This window comes from Burkholderia sp. 572 (assembly GCF_040545135.1).
Classification (GTDB): domain Bacteria; phylum Pseudomonadota; class Gammaproteobacteria; order Burkholderiales; family Burkholderiaceae; genus Burkholderia; species Burkholderia cepacia.
In genome coordinates this window covers 69,602-91,699 of sequence record NZ_JBEPLH010000022.1, presented here as the reverse complement: position 1 = coordinate 91,699, position 22,098 = coordinate 69,602, and the positions used below count along the sequence as shown (strand labels likewise).

Genomic DNA, 22,098 nt, shown 5'->3' with positions numbered 1-22,098 from the left:
TCCACCGCGCCGGGAATGGCGCGGATCAGTCGTTCACGTAGTGAGCCGTGACCGAGATCAGCTGACCCGGCGAGGCCGGCGTCGCAGCGCCCGCGATCGTGCCGTAGACGTCGACTTCGTACGGCGTCACGTACGTCTGACCGGCGTTCACGAGCGAGCCCGTCAACGCCGACACGCCCTGCGCAGCGTTGATCGCGGTCGCCGCCGACAGCCCAGCCGGAACCGCGCCCGACTTGTCGCTCGCCTTGCGCACGCCGATCGAGAGCGTGGACGACGCCGTGCCCGCTGCGTTGTTGATCGTCACCGCCGTGATGCGCGAGCCGCCCGGAATGCGACCGAAATAAATCGTGTCGCCGATCGCGCCCGCAATGGACGTGACCTGGCCGAACATGATCCTCGATCGGCCGCCGGTTTCGTTCGGCTGCAGCTTCGCGTTCGGCGCGCCCAGCACCTTTGCCATCTGTACCGAGTTGGTTTCTGCCATGATGTGCTCCTGTTTCGTTTCGAGATCGATGGGGAGCGGCGCGCTGCGCCGCCCATCACATCACGCTCAGAACTGGTAGTCGATCGTGACGACCTTCTTCTCGTCGGTGCGCACGGCGCCGTACGATTCGCCGATGTAGATCTGGATCGCGTTGCGCTTGTCGCGGCGCGGGCCGATGTCGATGTCGCGGTTCAGACCGACACCGAACTGCGTCGACGACTTCGCATACGCGCACGTGGTCTTCACCGTGCCGCTCGTCGCGAGTGCTTCGTACGGCACCCACGTGAAGCCGAGCCAGTGACCCGACAGCTTGCCGTCCTGCAGCATCTGCACGGCCATGAAGTCGGCCGACGTGAGCGTCGTGTCGCTCAGGATGTCCTCCAGCATTTCGGCGTCGTACAGCATGTACAGGTCTTCGCCGTTCTGCTCGTCGGCCTCGTTCTTGCGGAACAGCTTCTTCGCCGTGATCAGCTTCGCCTTCGTCATGCCGACGCCGCCGTCGAGGATCTTTTGCGAGGACGGCAGCGCGATCGAGCCGTACGGCAGCGCTTCACCAGCGCGCGTGATCGACGTGCCGATCAGCGACTGGTAGATCACGGCGTCCTTCTTGCGGTTGAGAGCGGCGAGGCCGTTTTGCATGTACGTGCCCTGCGGGTTCGCCTTCAGCTTCGGCAGATCGTACTTGTCGATCGGGGTCGACCAGTCCTTGTCCTGCATCAGCGCGACGCGCGTGTCGTTCGGGTTGTCGTTCCAGACGGTGTCCGACAGGCGCGACGTGACGTCGTTTGCCTCGGTCGCGCCCATGTTGTTCGCGGTGAAGCTCGAGCCCGTGACGTCGCCGTAGTTGCTGACGGTCGCCTGCAGGCGCGATTCCTTCTGCTGCGCGGCCATGATGTAGCCGTCGGCGAACTGCTGCACGAAGGCTTGGGTGATCGTTTCGTTGTTCGTGCTCATGGTGAGAGAACTCCCAAAAGGTTCGATGTCGTCTTGCCGCCTTCAGGGTGTTCCGCGATATGCGGGCCTGTTACGGGCTCACGTCGGCGAACGTGTGCTACCGGGCTCGTCGGGTGTTCCGCGCGCCACCGCGGGCCGAATGCGTTGCATCTTCGGCCGACGTGCCTGTCGGAATCCCGACCAAATCGAGCGCGCATAAAAAAGCCCCGCCGAAGCGGGGCAAACCGGCTGCTGCTGTTTGTCGTCAGACGATCGGCGTGTCGCCGTATTTGCGGTTGTAGTACGCGTCGATCCGCGCCCGCGTCGCCTTGTGGTCGGGGTGTTTCGGGTTCGTGTTCGCCTCGGAGATCATCAGCTTCTTCACGTCGTCCTCGGACATGAAGCCGCCGCCGCTGCCGTTGCTCGACGTGTCCTCGGCGAACTCGGGGCCGAGCGCGGCCATGATCCGGATAAACGTCGGGTTGTTCGCGAGGCCGGCCTTTTCGAGATCGTCGAACGACATGCTGGCGGCCTTCGCCACTGCCGTGCTCGCGCGGAACGCGAGACCCACGTTCTTCTGGAACGTCGCATCGTCGCCCCACGTCTTGCGCAGGTCCGCCGTTGCCGATTCGCTGCTGTACTGCTGGCCGCCGGCCACGAGACCCGGGACGACCGAGAAGTATTTCGCCATGACGCCGTCGAACTGCTTCTGCGACAGCCCGAGCGCGTGCATGTCGGAGCGGAACTCGGTGAACAGCTTGTCGTTATTCAGGTCGCCAACCGCATCCTTGAACTGTTCCGGAATCGTCACCTGGTACTCGGTGGCCGCTGCCGGCGGCGCGCCACCGTCGACCATGCGTTTCGACAGCTCGCCGTAGCCGCCGGCCAGCTTCTGCGCGGACGCAGTGAGATCGAGCGCGCCGTCGGCGCCGTTCACGCGGTATTTCTCCGGCAGCCAGTCGAAACCACCTGCGCCGGCCGCGGAAGCACCGCCAGCAGCGCCCGCTCCTGCGCCCGCTCCTTCGCCGCCAGCGCCGGCCCCGGCCGCAAGCGCTGAACCGCCGCCGGAAGCTGATGCGCCGCCCCCACCTTCGCCGCCGGCCGCAGCAGCACCACCGCCTGCGCTACCACCGTCGCCGCCGGCAGCGTCCATCAGCACGAATTTCCTGAAGAACATGAGACCTCCGTTATGCCGCGGCCTTCACGGCGGTGAGCGCGCCGGCCGACACGATCGCCGTGGCCGGGCTGTTGAGGGTTGCGTTGCCGGCCGACGTCGTGCCGTCCGACTTCTGCAGCGTCATCGTGACGCCGTTCGCGACGATGGCATCGGTAGCGGCCAGCGTCACCACGCCGTTCGTTGCGGTCAGGTTTCGCGTGACCGTGCCGGCCGAGTTCTGCACGGTCACGGCACCGCTCGGCGCAAGCGCGGCCCATGCACCCGCCGTCTTCTTGTAGACGACGAGCGTCACGGGATCGATCGTCACGTCGCCGTTCTCGCCGACCTGATCTTGCGGCTTGCCGCTGTAGTACGGCACGCCGTACGGTTTGTCATCGGTGCGCGGCGCGCCGTAGGCAATCCAGCCGCTGCCGGTAAGTTGCGAGGTGCCGGACATATCACTCTCCTTCGGGTTCTGCGCCGTTGGCGCGGTTGATCATTCGCAAAATGTGCTCGACGGTCTCGCGACGGCCGAGGCGGAATGTGGTCTCGCGCTCGCCTTCCTGGCCGCCCGAGACGAACACGGCGCCCGTGAAGCGCCGCACGAGATCGTCGAGCACGAGCGCGCCGGCCGGGCTCTCAAACACGACGCGATAGTCGTCCGGCGTCGCGCGCTGCTCGACGGATGCCCCTTCGATCTGCGCTTTCATTGGTTCGCCACCATGCGGCCGGCGGCCGCGCTACCCATCGACTTCATGACGTCGCCCTGTACCTCCATGCCCATCTGCTGCTGCGCCTGCTGAGCGGCGGCCTGCTGCTTCTTCTGGCGGAACGTGGCGACGTCCTTGACCGGCCGCATGATCGCGTCCGGCACGCCGAGGTTCTTCGCGGTCTGCCGCACGGCTTCGTCGGTGTCGACGTTGTCGATGGCGCTCTGGTCGACCTGCGCAATCACGGTCAGGTCGCCCATCAGGCGCTCAATCGCGGAAACCTCTTCGAGCTTCTGCGCGCGCGCGAGCGGCGATTGGTACTGCACCGCGAAGTTCTGCCCGCCGAGCGAATCAGGCGGCGGCGGAAACACGCCCGCGCGGTATGCGAGACCGAAGCACCGCGCGATCAGCGGCTGCAGGTACTCGGCCTGCAGGCGGCCGTAGATCGGCCCGAGTAGCTGTCGGATCAGGTCGACTCGCACGTGCACTTCGGTCGCCGTCATAGCCGGGCCGTCCTGCGGCTGGAGCTGGTCGGCCATCAGTGTCTTGCGGATCTGCGCCTGCAGCTTCTCGATGCGCGTCTCGGCGAGCTGGAAGTTCGACGACGGCTGCAGCGGCTTCATGCTGTCGACGCTGTTCGCGACGATCACCTTGCGCGGGCCGACCTTCACGGTGCGCGGGTTCAGCACCCCGTCGTCCTCGGCGATCCACATGCCCGACACAGCAAGGTCGAGGTTCGCGTATTCGAGCTTGACGATGTCGTTGAGCGTGCGGATGTCGGGCAGCGCGTCGAGCAGCGGGCCGACGCCGTAGACGCTATTCGGGATCTTCTTCCAGCGCGCGACGATCACGGGCATTTCGTGGTAGCCCGACTCGCGGATGACATGCTTGTGGTTGCACGCGAACGTCACCGACGCGATCGGCATGTTCTTCGCGCGCAGCGCACCGACGATGTACACGTCGCGCGGGTAGATCGCCTGGCACAGGTCGATCAGCTCATCGGGCTTATTCTTCGCCTTGTCGATGATCTCGGGCGGCAGCGAGTCGCCGCGCTGCTTGAAATCGGTCACGCACTGCTCGGCGGTCATCTGGTAGCAGCGGAACACGATGTCGACCGGGCCGCCCTGCTTCGATGCTGCGCAGTACACGCCTGCCATCGGCCAGTGCTCGAAGTACAGGCCGCCGGTGTCGCGGTTCTCATCGACGTACAACGCGAACCAGCCGGCCATGCAGTCGGCGATGCCGTCAGCTGCCTCGCTGTCAAAGTTCGCGCTGTGGATGTTTTGCCAAAGCACCTCGCTTGCCTCGTCGAGCCACCGCTCGCCCTCGTCGTCGGTCCCGTTCACCGTCATCGTGAACCAGAGCGAGTTAGCGGGCGTCATGCCGGACATGATCGACGCCTCCAGCGTGCGTTTCGCATCGGTCGCCGTCGAGTCGAAGATCAGCGACACGACCTGCGCGATCTGGTTCGCGTCCATCATCTGGCCGTCGAGCCCGGATGCACGCACCGGATCGGTGAGCATGAAGCAGTTGCGCCAGACCAGCTCGTGGACCTGGCGCTTCGACTTCAGGGTTTCGAGACGCTTCGCGAGAGTTTCGCCGAGGCTGTCGATCATGGCTTATTGCCCGAGTGAAGATTTCGCGGACGAAAGAACAGAGGACGGAACGCCGGTACCGCCACTGCCAGCAGCGCCGCTCGCGAGAGAGCTCGCGACGCCACGCCGACGCTTGTCGACGGCACCTTGCGCGCCCGCAGCTGCATCCGGCGCAGCGCTCGCTGCGGCCGACTGCTGCGGCGGATTGACTGGCTTCCCCGTGTCCGCATACACCTTGCCGCCGGAGTTACCGACAAAGCCCTGCAGAATTTGGCCGATGTCACACATTCGCGCGCCTCCTACTGGCCGAGCGTGTTCTTCGCGCTCGCAAGCACGGAGGACGACGAGGCTCCCGTCGAACTGCCGGCGCCAGTCGCAAGCAGGCTTTGTGCAGCGCGGCGGCGCTTGTCAGCTGCGGCTTGCTCACTCGCTGCCTGCGCTGCCTGTGCATCTGCCGTACTCGCCGCGCTCGCTGCGGTGGTGGTCGTAGTCGCCGCGGGCGCCACACTGGCACTTTTGCCGCCGCCGAAGAAGCTGCCGATCGCGCCGAGAACATCGCACATGGTCGGCTCCCGTTACTTGAAGTTGCGCGGGATCTCGCGCGGCGCCGACGGCACGATCCAGCCCTGCTGCGTGAGCACGGGGCCGGCGATGTCCATCGGGTCGATCTCGTCGCGGTGTGGGAGCTTGCGCTCGGCCGATCCGGCTCCCGTCGACATTCCGGCCGCAACCGCTTGGCGCTGCTCGCGGCGCGCCGCGACGGCGGCGAGAGCAGCCTTACGCGCCGTCTCCTGCGACGGCAGTTCGCCGGCACCCGCGAGCGATTGCTCCAGTTCCTTGCGCTTCTTGCCGACCAGGTCGTCGCGCACCTGCGGATCGACCGCGGCCCATTCCTCGGCCGACATGCCGCTCGTTTCGAATGCGCCGATCACGATCTCGGCGAGCGGCACTTCGCGGCCGGCGATGGTCAGCACCGCATCGGTATCGGCGCCGACGATCGGCGCGGGCCCGTCTTCGGTCGGCGTGATCGCGGCCGCGCCGGGCAGCTGCGTTGCGTAGGTTCGTTTGGACATTCCTGCACCTCCGTGGATGGTGCAGGCGAGTATCGGACTGCGAGGGTGTCGGATTCCCGTCTATCGCAGGGATTCGGAGACGGACGGCATGCGCTGAACGGTGGGCGCGTCATCGGGTGCGTTGCCCGTGACTTGCGCCCAAAGCTTCAGCAGCGTGACGCCCGCGTAGTGCTTCGGCTCGGCGCCGAGGTTGCGATAGCCGAGCAGCGTCGTGCGCGGGATCTGCGTGTACTGCGCAATCTCGGCGAGGGTGAAGTCGGCCCGCCGCACGTCCTCAAGGACGCGGAACCAATCGACGGCGCGGGCGGGCTCGACTCGGGTCATGCGTTACAGCGCGTCCACGAAGGCGCGCAGGCGCGACTGCAGGTCGCCCATGACAATCGCCTCGCCGGCTTCGAGCTTCTGCAGCAGCGACTGCGCGTGCGGCTTGGCCGCCGTGGCCGCGTTGTACAGCCCCTGCCACTTCGCGACCTCGGCGTGCGTGTCGGTCAGCTGCTGCTGAAGCGACGCGATCTCAGCGCGCAAGGCATCCGCCGCGGTGTCGCCGCCGAGCGATGCATCCTGCGCAGACGATGCAGTGTCGCTTGCGGATTGGCCGGCCGCAGGCGACGCAGCGGCGTTTGGGTCGTCACCCTGCACGGCGTCGCCAGATCCCACCGATGCCTGCATGTCCGACACCGGTTGAGCCGAGAGAGCACCCGGGGCGCCCGGTACAAGCGCCGAAGGTTGCGCAGCGGCAGTGCTCGACTCCCCCACCGCGGCCGTGCCAGCCCCCTGCATGTCCGTTTTCGCCGCCTCGTTCGAGGGCTCGGTGGTGCTCGGTGCTGCGTTGATGTCGCTCATGCTGCTCTCCTTTGGTGCTGCTGGTTGTCGCGCCAGTCGATGAACGGCCGGCGCAGGAAGTGGTGAAAGCGATCGATCGCGTGCGCGTCGGTCGCGAGTTCGCGTCGCGACTCGACCTTGCAGACGATGCGCACGAACTGCGCGGCCTGGTCGACCGTGACCGGCTCGCCGTTGACGAAGCCACCGACCCATTCGCGGAACAGCGGGTCGCGCGGGAGCATGCCGGCGAGTTGGACGAGGTTCATGCGAACCTCGCGACAGACGTAAGAGCGACGCCAAGCGCCGGCCACGCATGCGAGGAAACGCCGTAAAGCGGACCCGGCTGCGACTTCGTGCCGATCTGCGGCGTCTTGCCACCGCCGACGCGCGGGAACAGGTCGATGATGGCCTGACGCACGTTCGGGTCTTTCGCCTGCGTCGTGCCGCACAAGTGCAGCTTCACATCCCGGCGATACACGAGCCGCACGGCATCAGGATCGCGCCATGCCTGCTGAAACCGGCCGATCCATACGCATGTCTCGAACACTTCGCGGCCGACAGCCATGCCGTAGCTCGCGATCATTTCGATGCTCAACGCATCCGCCCGCGAAGGCCGCTCCAATCGCGCGAGCAACTCGGCATTCGGAAACACGCCGCTATCGAGCACACGGTGCGTGTCGGCCTCGTATTCGCACCATCCGCTCTGCGTGGTGCCGGGGTCGATGGCGAGGATCAGCATGCGCCCTCCTGCCCCAAATGCGCGCACGCGCGCGCGTCGTTCGTGTGGTGCGTCATGCCACGCTCCAGAGCCGCAATCCCTGCGCACGATAGTTTTCGACGATGGTGTCGCGGATCTTCCGGTACTCGTCGGCCAGCGACGCATTCGGGCATTCATCGATCACGCGTCGGCCAGCGGGCGACGAAATCGCGTCGGTCGCGCAGCGCAAGACGCCCGACGTCAGCGGCTTGCCGGACGCCGATGCACCGCGCATCAGCAGCCGATACGCCCATTCGGCAGTGATCGCACGCGGCGCGGCAAGCGGCGCGACGATCTCGCGTTCGAGCGACAGGTTCGCGGCCACGACTTCCGGACGTGCTCGGGACTGGTCTGTGAGCGCCGCGTGTGGCGTGAATTCGACGGCGCGCGAATGCTTGCAGAGCGCGTAGAACTCGGACAGCGACGGCGGGAACTTGAGCGTAATGAGTGACTCGACGCCGGCCTTCAGCTCCTTCGACGACAGCTTGCGCAGGCCGCGTGCCCACTCGATCTTCACGCCGAACAGGTCGTCCTGCGGCCACTTTTCGAGGAACGCATTGCCCCACATCCGGCCCATGCGCTTGAACAGCTCCGTGACCCAATGCTCGGGTACGGCATCCTGCGGCCAGATCTCAGCCGATGCGTTTGACATGTCCATCGATCACCTCTGCGGGTTGTGCTGCGGTTCGGTCAGGGGAGGTGCTGGTGCCCGTGAGTTCGGCCCAGCCGTTGCGGCGGCGCTCGTCGCGCTCGGTGCGTGCGGAGGGCGAGGCGCGCGCGGCGTTCGCATTCGCCATGCACCGGTCGACGTACAGCGGCAGGCAGACGATGGGCTCGCTCGCATCCCGGATCGCTGCGGCAACGGCAGCGTCGACGAATGCAGCCGTAAGCCCCGCGTTCGTCCAGCTCGCGAAGACCGGCCAGAGCTTCTTCCGGTCGTTGACGTTCGTCGGATCAGCCTCGAAGCCGTGCCTGTCGCGGAAGTGCCGAAGCCACTCGGCCGCGTCCTTCGGGCGAAAATCGTCGAGCGCGTCTCGCGCGGGTTTACCGGAAGCGATGACAGAACCTACGGGGTTAACAGATCCGCTCCGCTCCGCTCCGCTCTGTTCTGTTCTGTTCAGAGTGTTTTCCGGCGGAATTCCAGCGGAAGCATGAGGGTCTTCCGGCGGAACATCAGGTGCGTTTCCGGATGGCGCTTGCGACTTTCCGGTGGAAACAGATGGGAATTCCTCCGGAAACAGTTCGCGTTCCAGCGGACGACCCATATCGATCCACGTTTCGAGATCGGGTACTTCCAGCGGAGATTGGCCTTTTTCCAGCCGCGCCTTGTTCCGTTTCCGCATGCGCTCGCCGAGTTTGTCGTGCGCGTGCCGGTGCTTCGAGAACCACGCAGCATTGACCTTCTCGGCCAGCACGGGGTGATATAGCCGGCCATCGCTGCATTTGATCCAGCCGTGCAGCGCACCATCGCGCACGGTATGCCACGTCGGATCGAGTTTGCCCTTGTGCCAATATCCCGCGCGCTTCGCGAGCCACTCGTCGTTGTCGGGCATGCTGCCGGCCGGCACCTCGTGCCACGAGACGCACCAGAGCAGCATCGCCGACCAGCATGCTTCCGGCGATTCGTCATGCACGAGGTCGGAACCGAGCAGCCGCGGAACGTCGATCGGCATCTCGCGGAAGTTCCGCAGGTCGCAGTCGGCAGGGGTGAGAGGATTCGGGAGTTCGGCCATCGCGCTCACCACTGCTGGTGCTTCGACTGCAGGTACTTGAGCGCCATCAGCTCGAGCGACTGCAACTCCTTCTGCTCGACCACGATCGCGTCGACCGGCGCCGGCTGCAGGCCGACCGCAGCGAACAGCACGGCCCACCGCGGCAGATCCTCCAGCATCCGGCTCACCGTGCTTGCCGACACGCCCAGGCATTCCGCTGCATGCGCCTGCGTGGCCCGTGCAATCGCGCGCAATACCTCGCCTTCGATCCGTGCACCGAGCTTGCGGGTGTTTTCGATCTCGTCAGACGAAACTGTTTCGACGGTGCTCATGCGGCCACCTGGGCGGGTTGGAGCGAGCCCGATTCGAACTGATCGAGCCGCGCGAAGTAGTCCGCAAGCGCTTCGATCTTGCTGACGGCGGGGTCTTTGATCTGGCCTTGGCCGATCTTGCGGATGGTGGAAATCGAAACGCCGGAACCTTTCGCGACGTCGGGCCAGCGCCCGCGCGTCTCGGCGAGGCGGCGTTTCACGAATACGGACGGCTTTTCACTGGGGACCATTTTCGGCTCCGAGGGGGTGTTTTGCCGAAGTATAGACCGTTTATGGCTATTCCAACAAGCCACAGAGGGACGATGATGCAATCCATAATTGGCTACATGAAAGAACTACCGAAAGACATCGTCGGGAAGCGGCTCGCAGCGCTGATGGATCGCTCGCCGGCCCTCGGCACACAACAGAAGCTGGCCGCCCGCACGGGAATCGGCCAGACGACCATTGGTCGTATCCGGCGCGGCGAAGTGAACGCGACCGCCGACAACATCAAGCGGATAGCGGACGCGTTCGGCGTGGCCGTCAGCTATCTTTACGGGGAGACGGACGAGCATGGCCTGACGCGCGAGCAGCGCATGGCAATCGCTGCAGCGTCAGACAAAGGGCCTTTCGACGAGAACGTCGTTAGCGGCCCGACCATCAGAGGGAAATTGCCGTTGATTTCGTGGGTGCAGGCGGGGAACTGGACAGAGGTAGTCGATAACTTTCAGCCGGGCGATGCGGAGGACTGGATTCCGTGCCCGTTCAATCACGGGCCGAACGCCTTCGTGCTACGAGTGGTCGGCGAGAGCAACTACGATCCGACCGGCCCGAAGTCATACGCGCCCGGAGACTTCATTGCCGTGGACCCAGGGCGCGATCCAATCAATCGGAGCATGGTCGTTGTACGGGTCGATCACGATGATCGAGCCACGTTCAAGCAGCTGCTGATGGACGACGACGGCACAATGCTGTTGAAGGCACTGAATCCGAACTGGCCGAACGGGGTATTCGCGATGCCGAAGGGCTCGCGGATCGTTGGTGTTGTCATTGGAAAATGGATACCGGAATGAACAAAAAATATCTCGCTTTCGCCGTGTGCGGGCTGTTTCTATGTTCTGTTGCGCAGGCAACGGACTGGCGCACTATCGCTGATAACGGCACCTATTCGCTCGCGTTTGATCCGTCATCTATTCGACACCTACCCGATGGCAGAACAAAAGCATGGTTCCTGAAGTCCTTTGCCGAGGAAAAGGCAGCTGAAGGCGCATTCATTCGACAGCCATATCGAAGCGCAAAAGAACTTGAAATATTTGATTGCAAGCAGGGGACCTTTGCCGTCGGAATGGTGATTTATTACACCGGCGAATCCGGAAAAGGTGCAACAGCCGGGATGTTTCAGCCGATAAAAGCCCCGGCCCCAGAGGATATGTTTGAAGTGGTTCCGGGAAGCGCCAGCGAATCAATGTTCAACGCAGGCTGCCCAAGCAAACGCAAGGCCTCGATGTAAAGCTCAAGCAACAGCACCAACCGCCTCCGGGCGGTTTTTTTTCGTCCTCGCGAAATTCAGACCGTTTATGGCTTGACACTCAGACCGATTAGGGTCTATCGTTCTAGCCATAGACGGTCTGAACCAGAGGAAACCATGCTCCACCCCCACCCGATCACCCCGCGCGCGCTGCCGTCGGCTGCCGATGTCTTCGCGTTCGAGCTGAAGCAGCGAATCCTCGCGAACGGCGCACGTCTGGCCGTCGCGTTCGACGACAGCGGCGCGCGCCTGCAGAACGCGATGTGCCGGGAGCTGTTCAACGCGACCGGTGAGGCATTCGTCGCTGGCTCGTTCGTGCGCGTGGGGGCCTGAAATGTTGCGGACCACCACCACCGAACGCGCGGCCGACTTCTGGTCGGACCGCACGAAGCGCGAGTACGACGACGCGATCGACGCCGAGCAAGCGGCGTTCGAGCGCGCATCGGCCGAGGTCGAGATTGACGACGTGATCGACGCGATGGCGGAGCTGCCGGCCAGTTTCCGCGCGAAGGTGATGAACGCCTTCCTCGACAAGTCGGACCACGCCCACTTCGTCTACCTGCTCGAAATCCTCTTCGAAGACGCGTTCAACGCGGCCGCCGAAGGCATCGCGCGGCGCAAGGGGTATTGAGCATGACCACCACCCGCCTCCTGATCGGCGCCGCTGCGCTGCTGATCTTCGCCGCTGTCGCGATCGTGTGCGCGATCGCACGCGTGAACGACGACGACCACCACCGCGGCTGAGCCGCAAACCACCGTAGCCACCTGGAGACCATCATGGCCCAACGCAAGCCCGCAGTTACGACGCTCCTGAAGAACGCCCAAGCTCGCATCGCAGAGCTGGAGAAGAAGGTCGAGATCGATACCAAGACGATTAAGTACCACGAGAAGCGCGCCGAAGAAGCGCAGGCTGAACTGCAGCAGCTTCATGCGTTCTTCGATGCGCTGCCGGGCACGATTCCCGAGCAAGACAAGGAATCGTACAAGCGCAACAACGCCATGACGCGCCTCGCTGCGTGGCTCGCCACGTCGCGCGCATAACTGCGGCCGCGCACCACACCGAGGGACCACATGGACAAGATCAACGACGGCGGCCCGGCGTTCGGGCAGGTAGTCGAGCTCCGCTGCGTGCGCGTCGAAATGGACGGCAGCGCGGAATACGAGCCGGAAGCGATGTTGCACGGCGGCCTGACCGTGCGCGACTACTTCGCGGCGAAGGCGATGCAGGCGTTGCTTTCTCGTAATCCCGACCCTCTCCCCGCGCCGCAGTGGTTTCAGCCTGGACATGAAATCAACGATGCACGGCGTTGCTACGCGATTGCCGACGCCATGCTTCGCGCGCGAGGTGAAGCATGAACGAGATCAAGCACACGCCGGGGCCGTACCACGTCAGCGGCACCGGTCGACACCTCCACATCGGCTCGGTGCATTCGCCGATGACTCTGGCCTCGCTGAATGAAGTGCACATCGACACGCCGGGAAACGCCCTGCTGTTCGCAGCTTCGTTCGACATGGCAATGGCCCTCGAACTGATCGCCGCCGACGCCGACGCTGGTAACAGCCGTCTCACGTCCGGCGTCCGCCTCGCCCTCGACGCCGCGCTGATCAAGGCCAGCCGCAAGGCTGCGCCTGAGCCGGTGCGGCACGTGACGATTGCGGGGGTGAATTGATGAGCGCGAAGGCCCTCAAGGCATGCGCCGACTACGCGCGTCTCAACGCGGAAATCAAGCGCCTCACGAGCGAAATCGCAAGCGTCCTTCATTACTGCAAGGGCGTTCGTGGAACCTACGGCATTGGCGAAGACGGCATGGTGTACGGCGATCCCAACGATGTCACACACCTGAAGGATGCGTTCACGCCCGACAAGGACGACCAAGGCTATGCCGTCTTCATGACAGATGCGGAGATTCGCGAATATCTCTTCGAGAACTGCGATTGCTGCCTGAAGGCATATGGCTTTGTGCTCGAACGGAAGTTGGCAAAGAAGGCGCTCGGCGCAGTGAAACGCTCGATCGGCGCAATCGGCCGCGCTGAACTCCGCAAGGAGGGCTGGTGATGCGCGCCCCTCTCACCCGCCTACCCGACTGGTTCCCGCTCGCGGTGCTCGGCGCGCTGTATCTGATCGCGTCGGGTGTCGCGCCGGCCTATGAACTTCTCGCGGGGCTCGCTCGATGAACCCGATCGCCTACCTCTGCTACGCGCTCGACCGCCTGTTCGAACGCAGCCCGGTCGCCGGGATCATCGTCGCGATCGTGATCGCGTTCCTGTGCGCGATCGGCATCGCGTCGATCCCGGATTCCACGCTCGCGGTGCGCGCGGCTTGGGGGACGTGATGCTTATCGAACACCTCGACATCGACGAGTACCACCGGCACGCGGCCGTCAGCAAGTCGCAGCTCGATACGATCAACGTGTCGCCCGCGCACTTCTGGGCGTTGCATCGCGATCCGCAGCGGCCGGCACCCGTAACACGCGGCGGTCAGCTCGAAGGGGCGCTCGCGCACTGCGCGATCCTCGAACCCGACGAGTTCTCGAAGCGCTATGTGCTCGGCCCGGCGCTGAACCGCAACACGAAGGGATGGAAAGAGTTCGTCGAGGCGAACCCGGACCGCATCGCAATCCAGCAGGACCAGTACGACACAGCATGGCGTCAGTCGGACGCCGTCCGCGCGCTGCCGGAGATTCGCGAGGCGCTGTCGCGCGGCCGTGCCGAGGTGTCGGCGTTCTGGACGGATCCTGCGACGGGCGTGGCGTGTCGCTGCCGGCCGGACTTCGCCAGTGACGTCAGCGAATCGGCCGTGATCCTGCTCGACGTGAAGACGTTCAGCAGCGCTGCGCCGGACGAGTTCCGGCGGCAGGCCGCGCGCAAGCGTTATCACGTCCAGGATGCCCTGTATTCGGATGGATTCTCGATCGCCGCCGACGTCGATGTGCTCGCGTTCGTGTTCGTCGCGGTCGAATCCGACTACCCGCACGCCGCGCACGCGATGATGCTCGATGAGATGTCGCGCGTGCAGGGCCGCGCCGACTATGCGCGAAATCTCGCCACATACGCGCGTTGCGAAGCATCCGGCCAGTGGCCTGGCTACCCCCCTGCAATCTCCCTCATCACCTTGCCCGCATGGGCCTTTCAGGACTGAACCATGAACGAACTCGTTGCATCCCCGTTTGGCAATCGCAGCACGGCCGTCGCCGATACTGCCGGCGCTCGGCAGGACCAGAGCCGCGAACTCGCGGAAACACAGGTCAAGTACCTGATGGCGCAGCAGTTCCCGCGCGATGTCATCGCGAATACCGACAAGATCCTGAACGCGTTCACGCGCCCGACGCTGGCCGAGCAGTCGCAGTACCAGTTCTCGCGCGGCGGCAGCGACATCAGCGGCCCGAGCATCCGCGCAGCCGAAGCGATGGCGCAGCAGTGGGGAAACATCGAGCAGGGTTTCCGCGAGCGCTCGCGCGGCGTCGACGCGAAGGGTGTGCCGTTCTCGGAAGTCGAAGCATTCTGCGTCGATCTGGAAAGCCGCACGACGAAGCGCCTGCAGTTCATCGTGCGCCACTGGCGCGATACGAAGACCGGCGGCTACCAGCTGAAGGACGAGCGGGACATCTACGAGCTGATCGCCAACCAGGCGCAGCGCCGCGTGCGTGCCTGCATCCTCGCGCTGATCCCCGGCGACGTCGTCGACGCGGCCATGCAGCAGGCCGAAGTGACGCTGAAGGCGAAGGCCGACACGTCGCCGGAGGCGGTGCAGAAAATCATCGCCGCATTCGACCAGTTCGGCGTGACGAAGGAACACATCGAGAAACGAATCCAGCGCCGCCTGGACGCGATCACGCCGGCGCAGGTCGTCAGCCTCAAGCGCATCTACGCGAGCCTGCGCGACGGTATGAGCGGCCCGGAAGAGTGGTTTGAGATGGGCGAACCCACGGCGGCCGCCGGCGAGACGACGACGCTGAAGGACATTGCAGCGCGCGGCGCGGCGCGCAAGCCGAAGAAGCCGGCCGACGAAGCACCGCAGCCGGCTGACGGCCCGATCGTCGACGAGGCGGAAATGATGCGCCGGATCGAGTCGTGCACCGATGTCGACGTGCTCGACATCTGCGTCGACGAAGTGCGCGACTACCCCGACGAAGTGCGCGAGCGTCTGACCGAAGCGTACAACCGGCGCCGCGAAGTGCTGCTCGGCGCCTGACATGAACACGTCCAACGACCTGCACCGACTCGTCGCTGCGATCCGGCACGACCCAACGATCTGCCCGATCGACCGCGAGCTGTTCCGCCCGCTGTTCGCCGCGTTCGACGGCGGCAACGTGTTTGCGGTGCCAGAGTACGTCGAGAAGCGCGTGCGCCACTACGCCGGCCGCGTCTCGCCGCAGAAGCAGTAACCCGCCACCACCGGAGATACCCAGATGAAGATGTTCGAAATCGACCGCGCGCTCGTGAAGGTCCGCAGCGTCACCAACGTGCCCGAGTTCAAGGGCGAAAAGCGCGAACACGCGTGCTCCGTGAAGTACGAACTCCAGACCGACAACACGGTGCTCGACGTGCTGGAGCCGGGTTTGCGCAAAGCGTTCTACGAGAAGGACACCGGCAAGGCGAAGGTGAACGACGACGGCCAAAGCGAGCTGTCGCTCCCGCGTCAGGATCTCGACCTGACGCAGCGCCGCCTGCCGCTCGTGCACATGCCGCTGAAACTGAAGAAGGACTTCGCCGGCTACCGCCTCGTATACCACTGTGGCGCGACCGAAGCATCCGAGATCAAGCTCGGCGAGGTGCAGCTCTCCGATTTTTCGGTCGACCTGCAGCCGGGCGGCACGGTCCTCGTGATGTTCAGCTCGTACTCGAAGCCCGGCGCTGACGTTCAAGGGCGCATCGACCACATGGCGCAGACCGAGGTCGAGATCACGCTGCTGCCGCCCGAGGAAAAGCAAACCGACCTGGTCGGGAAGGACGGCAAGAACACGAAGAAGACCGCCGCCGAGAAGGCCGGCGACGATCCGTTCGCCGGTTCTGACCTGGCGCGCGGCGCGCAGGCGGCGCAGCAGTGAACCACGTGCCGCGCGGCGCGCGTGCGCGGCGCGGCAACCCGGCGCAATCGCTGGGTGCTCGGGTGACGGGTGGGCGCCGTCACAACGCCAACAGATCTGCAGCGCGGCGCTTTCATGCTAACCAGCTGCCACATGCTAGCCGAGCGCCCAGCCATTGAGGCTGACCACTTAACAGAGGACGACGAGTGAATGAGCTTCATCTTTTCGCGGGCGCTGGTGGAGGAATCCTTGCAGGTCAACTGCGGAGAAACCGATGCGTATGCGCCGTTGAATTTGATCCCTACGCCCAAGCCGTCCTTGTCGCTCGGCAAAACGACGGCACCTTTCCTCCGTTCCCGATTTGGGATGACGTTCGAACCTTTGACGGACGGCCTTGGCGAGGAATTGTTGACATCGTGGCTGGCGGGTTTCCCTGCCAGGACGTCAGCGCAGCCGGAACCGGTGATGGCCTTGACGGCGAACGAAGCGGACTCTGGACCGAAATGGCTCGGATCATTCGCGAAGTACAGCCCCTCGGAGTCGAAGTGGAAAACAGCCCAATGCTCACTTCTCGGGGACTCGGACGAGTTCTTGGAGACTTGGCCGCGATGGGGTTCGATGCGGAATGGGGAGTGTTTTCTGCGGCCGATACAGATGCCCCTCATCTACGGGAGCGCATCTGGATCCGAGGTTATGTGGCCGACGCCAACCGTGCACGGGAATCACAACATGCCAGGCGCGAGCGCGAGTTCGGGGTGGGGCCTGTCAAGCGCCGCGAAGCTCTGGCCCACGCCGACAGCAAGCCTTGCGGACAAGGGCGGCCGGATTACGCCGCGCAAGGGGCGCGAGGGCGGCACGCTGATCAAGGCGGTGTCGTCGCGGATGTGGCCTACGCCGTGCGCGAGCGCGAGCAAAGGATCATCGCCGGCGGCGCTGAAGCGCAAGAGCGGGAAGGATCGATCGAACGATCGGATCGACCACGCGGTTATGGCTTCGGACGGTGGCCAGCTGAACCCGGAATGGGTCGAGTGGTTGATGGGATGGCCCATCGGGCACACCGCATTAAAGCCCTTGGAAACGGCCAGGTACCGCGAGTGGCTGCAACAGCATTCACCCTTCTCTCACGATGAAACGGACCACCACCATGAAGACCACCGATAAGAGCGCTGATGCGCTGACGGACGACCGGGAGCGCCAATGAAGTCAGTGCTTGATCCTTGCTGCGGCAGCCGAATGATGTGGTTCGACCGCGAAGACGGCCGGGCCGAGTTTGGCGACATCCGCTCCGAGACTGTGACCGTCACCGACCGCTCACACCGTGAGGACGGCACGCGCACGCTCACCGTTGCGCCCGACCGGATCATGGACTTTCGTGCGCTTCCACATGCCGATGGCTCGTTCAAGCTCGTCGTGTTCGACCCGCCGCATCTGGAACGTGCCGGCCCGCGATCGTGGCTTCGTGCGAAGTACGGCGCGCTCGACGCGGCCACATGGCGCGACGATCTGCGCGCGGGCTTCGCCGAATGCTTCCGGGTGCTGGAGCCGGCCGGCGTCCTGATCTTCAAATGGAACGAAACGCAGATTCCCGTCCGCGAAATCCTCGCCCTGACCGCTGAGAAGCCCCTGTTCGGCCATCAGTCCGGCAAGCGCAGCGCTACGCACTGGATCTGCTTCATGAAGGGAGAAAGCCATGTCGAATGATTCGAAGTCCCCTGTCGAGCAGCACGAAGCAGCGCCGGCCGATATGCAAGAAGCGTTCGAGCGCTCCGAGTTCTATTTCAATGGTGAATCGCCGCTTGAACGTGACCACAACTGGAAAGTGTGGATAGCCGCGTGGAAGGCCGCAACTGTGCCGCCGAGGACGTTCATCAAGGACATTCTTCGTGGCGTTGCCGAAAAGTACCGCGCTTCGGGTTTGCCGAAGATAGCCGCAGAACTTGAATCGCTTTGCGGCGCACCCTCCGCCCCGCTCGAAGGCACGGGCAATGGGGCGGATGAGCGGGCGGCTTTCTCAATCAGCCCGCTGCAACTTCGCTGGATCAAGGATAACGTCCGTGATGCCTACGATACGGGCTATAACGATGCTCGGCGCAACGGCGCGGTGAGCGGAGACAGTGCGCCCGGTTATCGCGGGCGTGACATCGAAAAATAGAAGGGCGCTGAACTGGCGGCAATTCTCGAACGTACCACCCGCGCCCCTCGCACTGAGGTGGCGGCTAAGCCGATTGCATGGGTGCGGTATCGCAGTGACGGCGGCTTCGAAGGCCCGATCATGGACACCGATGAGCGCATATGCGACGTGCGGCGCAAGTCTGGTGCGTGGACACCGCTTTATGACCGCCCCGCGCTTTCTGCGATTCCCGCAGGGTGGATGCTTGTCCCGAGGAACCGTGGCACGAAGCCGCTTGCAGAGCTCATCATCGCGGCAAGTCTGGCGTGCGTCGAAAATCGACTTATGGACGATGACGACCGGCGTGAGTTTGCGCAGTTCGCGGATCAACTTCAGCATGCCCCGCAACCTCCCTACGCAGATGCAGCGGCAGCGCAGGCAGACGAGCGGCCCAAACCGAGCCTTATCGCCAGCACCAAGACAATCAACGCGGTGTCCGCTGCGCTCGACGCAGTCCGAGAGTATGCGAACAGTCAAGTCGCGGACCAGATGAATCGCGCGGTCAACATGTTGCTCGACGAGCTTGGGCAAGCCCGCGCGGCAGCATCGCAGCCCGCAGCGGCAGCGGGGCAAGAGGCGGCGGTCTATCAAATCCTGACCGAGGAAGGCGCGTGGCTCGACGTGCCACATAAGATCTACGAGCGGAAGAAAAGCGATCCGGCGCTCACGCGCGTCGTCTACACCGCCCCGCCCGCGCAGGTCGCCACTCGGCAGTTGACGGACGAGCAGCGCAAATCGATTTGGTGGGCGGTTCTCACAGCCGAAGCAGATGAACCGACTCCCGGATCGCTGATGCATCGACGCGCGCAGGACCTTCGCGCCCTTCTCGAAGGAGCCAAGCGATGAGCGATTACCACCGCTACCGCTCGATCGCGGACGATCTGAAGGCGGCCGGAAACCACGTCGCCGCCGAAGCCATCGATGAGCTGCTGACCGGTGCCATGGTCGCAGACGTTTCCAAACAGAAAGCCGCTCTACACGAGAAACGCATCGCCGAGCTGGAGGCTGCGTTGGAAATGGTACGCGGAATCCGGTATCAGGAGATGCGCCTTCATCTTCCCGAAGGCGGCCACGTCAGCCTGCGCTGGCCCGAGTCGATGTCCCTCGAAAGCGCCGAAATGCTGCGCGAGGTGTTCGACCTCCAGATGAAGGCGCACGCCAAGTACATGTCGAACCGGGCCGCGAAACCCGAACCTGAACAGGGAGTCAAGCAATGAGCCGTCCGGAATACATCATGATCCGCATCAAGCGTCCTGAAGATTACGAAGATGTGTGCGCCGAACTTGTCGCCGAGGACTTTCTCGCGACGCATGACAACGGGCATTGGGAATATGAAGTCACGGACGACGAGGCCAAGCATGAGTAAGACGATCAAAACATCCAGGGGCAAGGAAATTATCGTAGATGCCAGTGATTTTGATTGGATTTCTTCATTCCGCTGGCACATCGACAACAAGGGCTATGCAATCACGAATGTATCTCTTGGGGGCAGCGACCAAGCTCAGGTCAAGATTCACCGTATGGTGATGGGCTTATCCAATGGAGATCCGAAGATCGTTGACCACATCAACGGGAACAAGCTCGATAACAGGAGATGCAATCTTCGAGTGTGCACGAAATCCCAAAACGTCTGGAACCAAGGTCCGCAGAAAACAAACACGACTGGATATAAAGGCGTAAGTAAAAATACGCGCGGCCGGTTCGTTGCTCAGATCGGATGTCACGGTCGCAAATATCACCTTGGTTCGTTCGATACAGCACAAGAGGCGTACGAAGTGTATTGCCTGGCTGCCGATCTACTTCATGGCGAGTTCGCCAATCACGGGAGGCAATCATGAATGTGACGCTGACGGACATCGACGTTTTGATGCTGGCTGAGAAGTTTTCGACACTTAAGGGCGCTTCAACAACGGATCAGATCGGATTCGCTCGCGCCCTCCTCGCCACCCAGCAGCCGGAGCCGCGAGACGAGGTGACGGCCCTCATCAAGGCCGCAGAGCACGTCGTCGAGGCCGATCGTGCATGCGCGCTCGACGACTCCGACATCGACGCGCTGGCCACTGCCATCGACGCCGCCCGTGCAGGAGGTGCATCGTGAGCAGCCGCCGCATCAACAGCACCGCGGTGTTCGACGTCCTACGCGGCGGCACGCACACCGCGCGACAGATCGCGACCAAGCTCGGGACGTCGACCGCTTTCGTGCAGTGCTTTCTCGACACGTTGTTCTACGCCGGTCGTATCCGGATCGATCGGCGCGTGCGTACCGACACCGCATACGAGGTCGTCCCGGCTGCGCTGTCGCGCGCGCCACTCGACACGCCATGCGCCGGGCCGCGCCTCGCACCCAACCTGCAATCCACGCTCGCCGGCTACGATCGCGAGATCAGCCGCCGCGTCGAGCTCGCTATGACCACGAGGGCACGATGATGGAAACGAACGAAGTGATGAACGTAGCCCGCCGCGCGGTGCAGCTCTACGCGGAAACGCACCCGCGCCCGACGCATGTCACGCAGATACAGGCGGCCGAAATGCTAGGGATCAGTCGATGGACCGTGAGCAAGATGGTGAAGGCCGGCGATCTTAGGTTGAACCGGTGCGGCCTGATCCCCATCGAGGAAATCGACAAGGCGCGCGAGGCGCACGTTTAAAGCCGCGCGGCGATCTGCTCGGACGTCTCGCGGTAGTAGTGCTCCTGCAATAGCTTCAGATCCTTTATCCCGCTGATTCGCGACAGCGTCAGCACATCGACTTTGCGAGCCAGGCGCGTCAGCGCCTCGCCTCGCGAGTCGTGGAACGTCATCCCCGTGATCAGCAGCGCGATCTTCGCTTTTCGAAAGAGTGTGCTGAGCGAATCGGCGTCGACGGTAAAGCACTGCTCGCGGTGAGCCACAGCCTTCAGCAGTCGCAGCGCGGGCCGCGGTAGCGGAATCTCGCGCGGCCTGCCAGTCAGGTACTGCATCTTGTGCTCCAACCGTGCAACGCCGGTCTTCATGTTCAGCGTCTTCTTCCCGAGCCCGCGCAGTTCCTTCGCACGCATGCCGCTGCGCAGCGCAACGAGCCACGCGAGCGCGACCTCCTGATTCTTCGTCATCGGCTCCTGTCCCGTCCGATACCCGAGCCAGCGCACGATCCGGCGAACCTCTTTCCAGTGAACGCGCCGCGTACGCGCCGCATTGTCGGGCGGGATGCCGAGGTCAGTGAACGGGTTCGAATCAGTCCACTTCCATTCGCGTCGCGCGATCGTATAGACGTTCCGGTAGAGGTTGATCTCGCGCAGCACCGAGCCGTTCGTGATGCCGATCACCTTCTTGCCGTCGGGCGCGACGTACCCGGCAAGCCGCCGGTCGCGCCACTCGGCCCACATCGGCGTGCCGGCCTGCGACAGTGTCCGCTCAGCGTACTCGGGGAACTGCTTGATGAACGAGGCGATGCGATTCTGTTCCCACTTCGTTCCGCCCTTCTTCGTCGACACGCGGGTCGAGTACTCGGTGAGCGCTTCGCCGAGCGTGTACCGATCAGCAATCGGCATGTCGCGCAGGCGCTTCAGTTCGGCCTCGCGAGCAGCGCCCCATGCGTTCGCCTCGCGGCGCGTGCGCAGCACCTTCGAATCGCGTATGCCGCCGACGTAGACCTGCACGCGGAAGCCGTCTTTGTGTGGGGTGATTGATGCCATTGTGGGGAGAGTCGTGCGTAGCGGATGGGGAATCCATTCTACAACTCTCCCCATAACGAGGGGAGAAATACCTGTATGGATCAACAGGTGAGTTACGCTAACCTGTTGTTTCTACACGATTCAACTTTACGAGAAAGTACATGTTGA

The 22,098-nt window shown here is 63.9% G+C and carries 40 protein-coding genes; 23 read left to right on the top strand and 17 right to left on the bottom strand.

Annotation, left to right across the window (positions count from 1 at the left end; translation table 11 throughout):
- Positions 1-25 precede the first annotated feature (25 nt).
- The 16 genes from ABIC51_RS32230 to ABIC51_RS32155 form a co-directional block, all read right to left on the bottom strand.
- A complete protein-coding gene (locus ABIC51_RS32230; RefSeq protein ID WP_354006807.1) occupies positions 26-484 on the bottom strand; it encodes a hypothetical protein in 459 nt (152 codons plus the stop codon).
- Positions 485-550: 66 nt separating this feature from the next.
- Positions 551-1,438, bottom strand: a complete 888-nt coding sequence (locus tag ABIC51_RS32225; protein ID WP_185920847.1) for a phage capsid protein — start codon at positions 1,436-1,438, stop codon at positions 551-553.
- A gap of 244 nt (positions 1,439-1,682) precedes the next feature.
- Positions 1,683-2,594: a hypothetical protein gene (locus ABIC51_RS32220; protein ID WP_354006806.1), complete on the bottom strand. Its 912-nt coding sequence runs from the start codon at positions 2,592-2,594 to the stop codon at positions 1,683-1,685.
- A gap of 10 nt (positions 2,595-2,604) precedes the next feature.
- Positions 2,605-3,030 carry a hypothetical protein gene (locus ABIC51_RS32215; protein WP_226254628.1) on the bottom strand — a complete coding sequence of 142 codons (426 nt, stop codon included), beginning with the start codon at positions 3,028-3,030 and terminating at the stop codon, positions 2,605-2,607.
- 1 nt (position 3,031) lies between these two features.
- Positions 3,032-3,283: a Bbp19 family protein gene (locus ABIC51_RS32210; RefSeq protein WP_354006805.1), complete on the bottom strand. Its 252-nt coding sequence runs from the start codon at positions 3,281-3,283 to the stop codon at positions 3,032-3,034.
- The gene (locus ABIC51_RS32205; RefSeq protein WP_354006804.1) at positions 3,280-4,899 is read right to left on the bottom strand and encodes a portal protein; all 1,620 of its coding nucleotides are present in this window, start codon (positions 4,897-4,899) and stop codon (positions 3,280-3,282) included. Before ABIC51_RS32205 ends, ABIC51_RS32210 begins: the two co-directional genes overlap by 4 nt.
- A gap of 278 nt (positions 4,900-5,177) precedes the next feature.
- Positions 5,178-5,441 (bottom strand): hypothetical protein, encoded by a 264-nt coding sequence (locus tag ABIC51_RS32200; protein WP_354006803.1) that lies wholly within the window; start codon positions 5,439-5,441, stop codon positions 5,178-5,180.
- Between the two features lie 12 nt (positions 5,442-5,453).
- Positions 5,454-5,951 carry a hypothetical protein gene (locus ABIC51_RS32195; RefSeq protein ID WP_354006802.1) on the bottom strand — a complete coding sequence of 166 codons (498 nt, stop codon included), beginning with the start codon at positions 5,949-5,951 and terminating at the stop codon, positions 5,454-5,456.
- 60 nt (positions 5,952-6,011) lie between these two features.
- A complete protein-coding gene (locus ABIC51_RS32190; RefSeq protein ID WP_089460716.1) occupies positions 6,012-6,275 on the bottom strand; it encodes a hypothetical protein in 264 nt (87 codons plus the stop codon).
- Between the two features lie 3 nt (positions 6,276-6,278).
- Positions 6,279-6,794, bottom strand: a complete 516-nt coding sequence (locus ABIC51_RS32185; RefSeq protein WP_354006801.1) for a hypothetical protein — start codon at positions 6,792-6,794, stop codon at positions 6,279-6,281.
- Positions 6,791-7,039 carry a hypothetical protein gene (locus tag ABIC51_RS32180; protein WP_354006800.1) on the bottom strand — a complete coding sequence of 83 codons (249 nt, stop codon included), beginning with the start codon at positions 7,037-7,039 and terminating at the stop codon, positions 6,791-6,793. Before ABIC51_RS32180 ends, ABIC51_RS32185 begins: the two co-directional genes overlap by 4 nt.
- Positions 7,036-7,512, bottom strand: coding sequence for a hypothetical protein (locus ABIC51_RS32175; protein WP_354006799.1), 477 nt, complete (start codon positions 7,510-7,512; stop codon positions 7,036-7,038). The genes ABIC51_RS32180 and ABIC51_RS32175 overlap by 4 nt, the downstream gene beginning before the upstream one ends.
- Positions 7,513-7,564: 52 nt before the next feature.
- Positions 7,565-8,182, bottom strand: a complete 618-nt coding sequence (locus ABIC51_RS32170; protein ID WP_354006798.1) for a hypothetical protein — start codon at positions 8,180-8,182, stop codon at positions 7,565-7,567.
- Positions 8,163-9,263, bottom strand: coding sequence for a DUF1376 domain-containing protein (locus ABIC51_RS32165; RefSeq protein ID WP_354006797.1), 1,101 nt, complete (start codon positions 9,261-9,263; stop codon positions 8,163-8,165). The genes ABIC51_RS32170 and ABIC51_RS32165 overlap by 20 nt, the downstream gene beginning before the upstream one ends.
- A gap of 5 nt (positions 9,264-9,268) precedes the next feature.
- Positions 9,269-9,574 (bottom strand): CII family transcriptional regulator, encoded by a 306-nt coding sequence (locus ABIC51_RS32160; protein WP_200038319.1) that lies wholly within the window; start codon positions 9,572-9,574, stop codon positions 9,269-9,271.
- On the bottom strand, positions 9,571-9,774 hold the full coding sequence (locus ABIC51_RS32155) for a helix-turn-helix domain-containing protein (protein WP_354006796.1): 204 nt from the start codon (positions 9,772-9,774) through the stop codon (positions 9,571-9,573). Before ABIC51_RS32155 ends, ABIC51_RS32160 begins: the two co-directional genes overlap by 4 nt.
- A gap of 126 nt (positions 9,775-9,900) precedes the next feature.
- On the opposite strand from ABIC51_RS32155, the gene ABIC51_RS32150 reads away from it, so the two are divergent.
- From ABIC51_RS32150 to ABIC51_RS32040, 23 genes are all read left to right on the top strand, one after another.
- Complete coding sequence (locus ABIC51_RS32150; RefSeq protein WP_354006795.1) at positions 9,901-10,626, top strand: helix-turn-helix domain-containing protein; 726 nt, start codon at positions 9,901-9,903, stop codon at positions 10,624-10,626.
- Entirely contained in the window at positions 10,623-11,063 is a 441-nt protein-coding gene (locus ABIC51_RS32145) for a surface-adhesin E family protein (RefSeq protein ID WP_354006794.1), read from the top strand. Before ABIC51_RS32150 ends, ABIC51_RS32145 begins: the two co-directional genes overlap by 4 nt.
- 135 nt (positions 11,064-11,198) lie before the next feature.
- Positions 11,199-11,414, top strand: a complete 216-nt coding sequence (locus ABIC51_RS32140; RefSeq protein WP_354006793.1) for a hypothetical protein — start codon at positions 11,199-11,201, stop codon at positions 11,412-11,414.
- A gap of 1 nt (position 11,415) precedes the next feature.
- Positions 11,416-11,712 carry a hypothetical protein gene (locus ABIC51_RS32135; protein WP_354006792.1) on the top strand — a complete coding sequence of 99 codons (297 nt, stop codon included), beginning with the start codon at positions 11,416-11,418 and terminating at the stop codon, positions 11,710-11,712.
- Positions 11,713-11,858: 146 nt separating this feature from the next.
- On the top strand, positions 11,859-12,122 hold the full coding sequence (locus ABIC51_RS32130) for a hypothetical protein (RefSeq protein ID WP_354006791.1): 264 nt from the start codon (positions 11,859-11,861) through the stop codon (positions 12,120-12,122).
- A gap of 30 nt (positions 12,123-12,152) precedes the next feature.
- Positions 12,153-12,437: a hypothetical protein gene (locus ABIC51_RS32125; protein WP_354006790.1), complete on the top strand. Its 285-nt coding sequence runs from the start codon at positions 12,153-12,155 to the stop codon at positions 12,435-12,437.
- Entirely contained in the window at positions 12,434-12,751 is a 318-nt protein-coding gene (locus ABIC51_RS32120) for a hypothetical protein (protein ID WP_354006789.1), read from the top strand. Before ABIC51_RS32125 ends, ABIC51_RS32120 begins: the two co-directional genes overlap by 4 nt.
- On the top strand, positions 12,751-13,137 hold the full coding sequence (locus ABIC51_RS32115; RefSeq protein ID WP_354006788.1) for a hypothetical protein: 387 nt from the start codon (positions 12,751-12,753) through the stop codon (positions 13,135-13,137). Before ABIC51_RS32120 ends, ABIC51_RS32115 begins: the two co-directional genes overlap by 1 nt.
- 115 nt (positions 13,138-13,252) lie before the next feature.
- Positions 13,253-13,414 carry a hypothetical protein gene (locus tag ABIC51_RS32110; RefSeq protein ID WP_354006787.1) on the top strand — a complete coding sequence of 54 codons (162 nt, stop codon included), beginning with the start codon at positions 13,253-13,255 and terminating at the stop codon, positions 13,412-13,414.
- The gene (locus ABIC51_RS32105; protein ID WP_354006786.1) at positions 13,414-14,220 is read left to right on the top strand and encodes a PD-(D/E)XK nuclease-like domain-containing protein; all 807 of its coding nucleotides are present in this window, start codon (positions 13,414-13,416) and stop codon (positions 14,218-14,220) included. The genes ABIC51_RS32110 and ABIC51_RS32105 overlap by 1 nt, the downstream gene beginning before the upstream one ends.
- A gap of 3 nt (positions 14,221-14,223) precedes the next feature.
- Positions 14,224-15,273: a hypothetical protein gene (locus ABIC51_RS32100; protein WP_354006785.1), complete on the top strand. Its 1,050-nt coding sequence runs from the start codon at positions 14,224-14,226 to the stop codon at positions 15,271-15,273.
- A gap of 1 nt (position 15,274) precedes the next feature.
- Positions 15,275-15,466 carry a hypothetical protein gene (locus ABIC51_RS32095; RefSeq protein ID WP_354006784.1) on the top strand — a complete coding sequence of 64 codons (192 nt, stop codon included), beginning with the start codon at positions 15,275-15,277 and terminating at the stop codon, positions 15,464-15,466.
- A gap of 24 nt (positions 15,467-15,490) precedes the next feature.
- A complete protein-coding gene (locus ABIC51_RS32090; protein WP_354006783.1) occupies positions 15,491-16,129 on the top strand; it encodes a hypothetical protein in 639 nt (212 codons plus the stop codon).
- Between the two features lie 185 nt (positions 16,130-16,314).
- A complete protein-coding gene (locus ABIC51_RS32085) occupies positions 16,315-17,238 on the top strand; it encodes a DNA cytosine methyltransferase (protein ID WP_354006782.1) in 924 nt (307 codons plus the stop codon).
- A gap of 67 nt (positions 17,239-17,305) precedes the next feature.
- Entirely contained in the window at positions 17,306-17,809 is a 504-nt protein-coding gene (locus ABIC51_RS32080) for an SAM-dependent methyltransferase (RefSeq protein ID WP_354006781.1), read from the top strand.
- Entirely contained in the window at positions 17,799-18,260 is a 462-nt protein-coding gene (locus ABIC51_RS32075) for a hypothetical protein (RefSeq protein WP_354006780.1), read from the top strand. Before ABIC51_RS32080 ends, ABIC51_RS32075 begins: the two co-directional genes overlap by 11 nt.
- Before the next feature lie 120 nt (positions 18,261-18,380).
- Entirely contained in the window at positions 18,381-19,124 is a 744-nt protein-coding gene (locus ABIC51_RS32070) for a hypothetical protein (protein ID WP_354006779.1), read from the top strand.
- Positions 19,121-19,495, top strand: a complete 375-nt coding sequence (locus tag ABIC51_RS32065; RefSeq protein ID WP_354006778.1) for a hypothetical protein — start codon at positions 19,121-19,123, stop codon at positions 19,493-19,495. The genes ABIC51_RS32070 and ABIC51_RS32065 overlap by 4 nt, the downstream gene beginning before the upstream one ends.
- Complete coding sequence (locus tag ABIC51_RS32060) at positions 19,492-19,644, top strand: hypothetical protein (RefSeq protein ID WP_354006777.1); 153 nt, start codon at positions 19,492-19,494, stop codon at positions 19,642-19,644. Before ABIC51_RS32065 ends, ABIC51_RS32060 begins: the two co-directional genes overlap by 4 nt.
- The gene (locus tag ABIC51_RS32055; protein WP_354006776.1) at positions 19,637-20,116 is read left to right on the top strand and encodes an HNH endonuclease; all 480 of its coding nucleotides are present in this window, start codon (positions 19,637-19,639) and stop codon (positions 20,114-20,116) included. Before ABIC51_RS32060 ends, ABIC51_RS32055 begins: the two co-directional genes overlap by 8 nt.
- Entirely contained in the window at positions 20,113-20,376 is a 264-nt protein-coding gene (locus tag ABIC51_RS32050; RefSeq protein WP_354006775.1) for a hypothetical protein, read from the top strand. Before ABIC51_RS32055 ends, ABIC51_RS32050 begins: the two co-directional genes overlap by 4 nt.
- Positions 20,373-20,705, top strand: a complete 333-nt coding sequence (locus tag ABIC51_RS32045) for a dimerization domain-containing protein (RefSeq protein WP_354006774.1) — start codon at positions 20,373-20,375, stop codon at positions 20,703-20,705. The genes ABIC51_RS32050 and ABIC51_RS32045 overlap by 4 nt, the downstream gene beginning before the upstream one ends.
- Positions 20,705-20,926 (top strand): helix-turn-helix domain-containing protein, encoded by a 222-nt coding sequence (locus ABIC51_RS32040; protein ID WP_354006773.1) that lies wholly within the window; start codon positions 20,705-20,707, stop codon positions 20,924-20,926. Before ABIC51_RS32045 ends, ABIC51_RS32040 begins: the two co-directional genes overlap by 1 nt.
- On the opposite strand, the gene ABIC51_RS32035 is transcribed toward ABIC51_RS32040, so the two are convergent.
- On the bottom strand, positions 20,923-21,951 hold the full coding sequence (locus tag ABIC51_RS32035; RefSeq protein WP_354006772.1) for a tyrosine-type recombinase/integrase: 1,029 nt from the start codon (positions 21,949-21,951) through the stop codon (positions 20,923-20,925). The two genes, ABIC51_RS32040 and ABIC51_RS32035, sit on opposite strands and share 4 nt — an antisense overlap.
- Between the last annotated feature and the right edge of the window lie 147 nt (positions 21,952-22,098).

What these genes read in the sequence shown, in the direction of transcription:
- ABIC51_RS32230 (WP_354006807.1), bottom strand. Translation starts at nt 484, where the DNA reads ATGGCAGAAACCAACTCGGTACAGATGGCAAAGGTGCTGGGCGCGCCG.
- ABIC51_RS32225 (WP_185920847.1), bottom strand. Translation starts at nt 1,438, where the DNA reads ATGAGCACGAACAACGAAACGATCACCCAAGCCTTCGTGCAGCAGTTC.
- ABIC51_RS32220 (WP_354006806.1), bottom strand. Translation starts at nt 2,594, where the DNA reads ATGTTCTTCAGGAAATTCGTGCTGATGGACGCTGCCGGCGGCGACGGT.
- ABIC51_RS32215 (WP_226254628.1), bottom strand. Translation starts at nt 3,030, where the DNA reads ATGTCCGGCACCTCGCAACTTACCGGCAGCGGCTGGATTGCCTACGGC.
- ABIC51_RS32210 (WP_354006805.1), bottom strand. Translation starts at nt 3,283, where the DNA reads ATGAAAGCGCAGATCGAAGGGGCATCCGTCGAGCAGCGCGCGACGCCG.
- ABIC51_RS32205 (WP_354006804.1), bottom strand. Translation starts at nt 4,899, where the DNA reads ATGATCGACAGCCTCGGCGAAACTCTCGCGAAGCGTCTCGAAACCCTG.
- ABIC51_RS32200 (WP_354006803.1), bottom strand. Translation starts at nt 5,441, where the DNA reads ATGTGCGATGTTCTCGGCGCGATCGGCAGCTTCTTCGGCGGCGGCAAA.
- ABIC51_RS32195 (WP_354006802.1), bottom strand. Translation starts at nt 5,951, where the DNA reads ATGTCCAAACGAACCTACGCAACGCAGCTGCCCGGCGCGGCCGCGATC.
- ABIC51_RS32190 (WP_089460716.1), bottom strand. Translation starts at nt 6,275, where the DNA reads ATGACCCGAGTCGAGCCCGCCCGCGCCGTCGATTGGTTCCGCGTCCTT.
- ABIC51_RS32185 (WP_354006801.1), bottom strand. Translation starts at nt 6,794, where the DNA reads ATGAGCGACATCAACGCAGCACCGAGCACCACCGAGCCCTCGAACGAG.
- ABIC51_RS32180 (WP_354006800.1), bottom strand. Translation starts at nt 7,039, where the DNA reads ATGAACCTCGTCCAACTCGCCGGCATGCTCCCGCGCGACCCGCTGTTC.
- ABIC51_RS32175 (WP_354006799.1), bottom strand. Translation starts at nt 7,512, where the DNA reads ATGCTGATCCTCGCCATCGACCCCGGCACCACGCAGAGCGGATGGTGC.
- ABIC51_RS32170 (WP_354006798.1), bottom strand. Translation starts at nt 8,182, where the DNA reads ATGTCAAACGCATCGGCTGAGATCTGGCCGCAGGATGCCGTACCCGAG.
- ABIC51_RS32165 (WP_354006797.1), bottom strand. Translation starts at nt 9,263, where the DNA reads ATGGCCGAACTCCCGAATCCTCTCACCCCTGCCGACTGCGACCTGCGG.
- ABIC51_RS32160 (WP_200038319.1), bottom strand. Translation starts at nt 9,574, where the DNA reads ATGAGCACCGTCGAAACAGTTTCGTCTGACGAGATCGAAAACACCCGC.
- ABIC51_RS32150 (WP_354006795.1), top strand. Translation starts at nt 9,901, where the DNA reads ATGAAAGAACTACCGAAAGACATCGTCGGGAAGCGGCTCGCAGCGCTG.
- ABIC51_RS32145 (WP_354006794.1), top strand. Translation starts at nt 10,623, where the DNA reads ATGAACAAAAAATATCTCGCTTTCGCCGTGTGCGGGCTGTTTCTATGT.
- ABIC51_RS32140 (WP_354006793.1), top strand. Translation starts at nt 11,199, where the DNA reads ATGCTCCACCCCCACCCGATCACCCCGCGCGCGCTGCCGTCGGCTGCC.
- ABIC51_RS32135 (WP_354006792.1), top strand. Translation starts at nt 11,416, where the DNA reads ATGTTGCGGACCACCACCACCGAACGCGCGGCCGACTTCTGGTCGGAC.
- ABIC51_RS32130 (WP_354006791.1), top strand. Translation starts at nt 11,859, where the DNA reads ATGGCCCAACGCAAGCCCGCAGTTACGACGCTCCTGAAGAACGCCCAA.
- ABIC51_RS32125 (WP_354006790.1), top strand. Translation starts at nt 12,153, where the DNA reads ATGGACAAGATCAACGACGGCGGCCCGGCGTTCGGGCAGGTAGTCGAG.
- ABIC51_RS32120 (WP_354006789.1), top strand. Translation starts at nt 12,434, where the DNA reads ATGAACGAGATCAAGCACACGCCGGGGCCGTACCACGTCAGCGGCACC.
- ABIC51_RS32115 (WP_354006788.1), top strand. Translation starts at nt 12,751, where the DNA reads ATGAGCGCGAAGGCCCTCAAGGCATGCGCCGACTACGCGCGTCTCAAC.
- ABIC51_RS32110 (WP_354006787.1), top strand. Translation starts at nt 13,253, where the DNA reads ATGAACCCGATCGCCTACCTCTGCTACGCGCTCGACCGCCTGTTCGAA.
- ABIC51_RS32105 (WP_354006786.1), top strand. Translation starts at nt 13,414, where the DNA reads ATGCTTATCGAACACCTCGACATCGACGAGTACCACCGGCACGCGGCC.
- ABIC51_RS32100 (WP_354006785.1), top strand. Translation starts at nt 14,224, where the DNA reads ATGAACGAACTCGTTGCATCCCCGTTTGGCAATCGCAGCACGGCCGTC.
- ABIC51_RS32095 (WP_354006784.1), top strand. Translation starts at nt 15,275, where the DNA reads ATGAACACGTCCAACGACCTGCACCGACTCGTCGCTGCGATCCGGCAC.
- ABIC51_RS32090 (WP_354006783.1), top strand. Translation starts at nt 15,491, where the DNA reads ATGAAGATGTTCGAAATCGACCGCGCGCTCGTGAAGGTCCGCAGCGTC.
- ABIC51_RS32080 (WP_354006781.1), top strand. Translation starts at nt 17,306, where the DNA reads ATGAAGTCAGTGCTTGATCCTTGCTGCGGCAGCCGAATGATGTGGTTC.
- ABIC51_RS32075 (WP_354006780.1), top strand. Translation starts at nt 17,799, where the DNA reads ATGTCGAATGATTCGAAGTCCCCTGTCGAGCAGCACGAAGCAGCGCCG.
- ABIC51_RS32070 (WP_354006779.1), top strand. Translation starts at nt 18,381, where the DNA reads ATGGACACCGATGAGCGCATATGCGACGTGCGGCGCAAGTCTGGTGCG.
- ABIC51_RS32065 (WP_354006778.1), top strand. Translation starts at nt 19,121, where the DNA reads ATGAGCGATTACCACCGCTACCGCTCGATCGCGGACGATCTGAAGGCG.
- ABIC51_RS32060 (WP_354006777.1), top strand. Translation starts at nt 19,492, where the DNA reads ATGAGCCGTCCGGAATACATCATGATCCGCATCAAGCGTCCTGAAGAT.
- ABIC51_RS32055 (WP_354006776.1), top strand. Translation starts at nt 19,637, where the DNA reads ATGAGTAAGACGATCAAAACATCCAGGGGCAAGGAAATTATCGTAGAT.
- ABIC51_RS32050 (WP_354006775.1), top strand. Translation starts at nt 20,113, where the DNA reads ATGAATGTGACGCTGACGGACATCGACGTTTTGATGCTGGCTGAGAAG.
- ABIC51_RS32040 (WP_354006773.1), top strand. Translation starts at nt 20,705, where the DNA reads ATGGAAACGAACGAAGTGATGAACGTAGCCCGCCGCGCGGTGCAGCTC.
- ABIC51_RS32035 (WP_354006772.1), bottom strand. Translation starts at nt 21,951, where the DNA reads ATGGCATCAATCACCCCACACAAAGACGGCTTCCGCGTGCAGGTCTAC.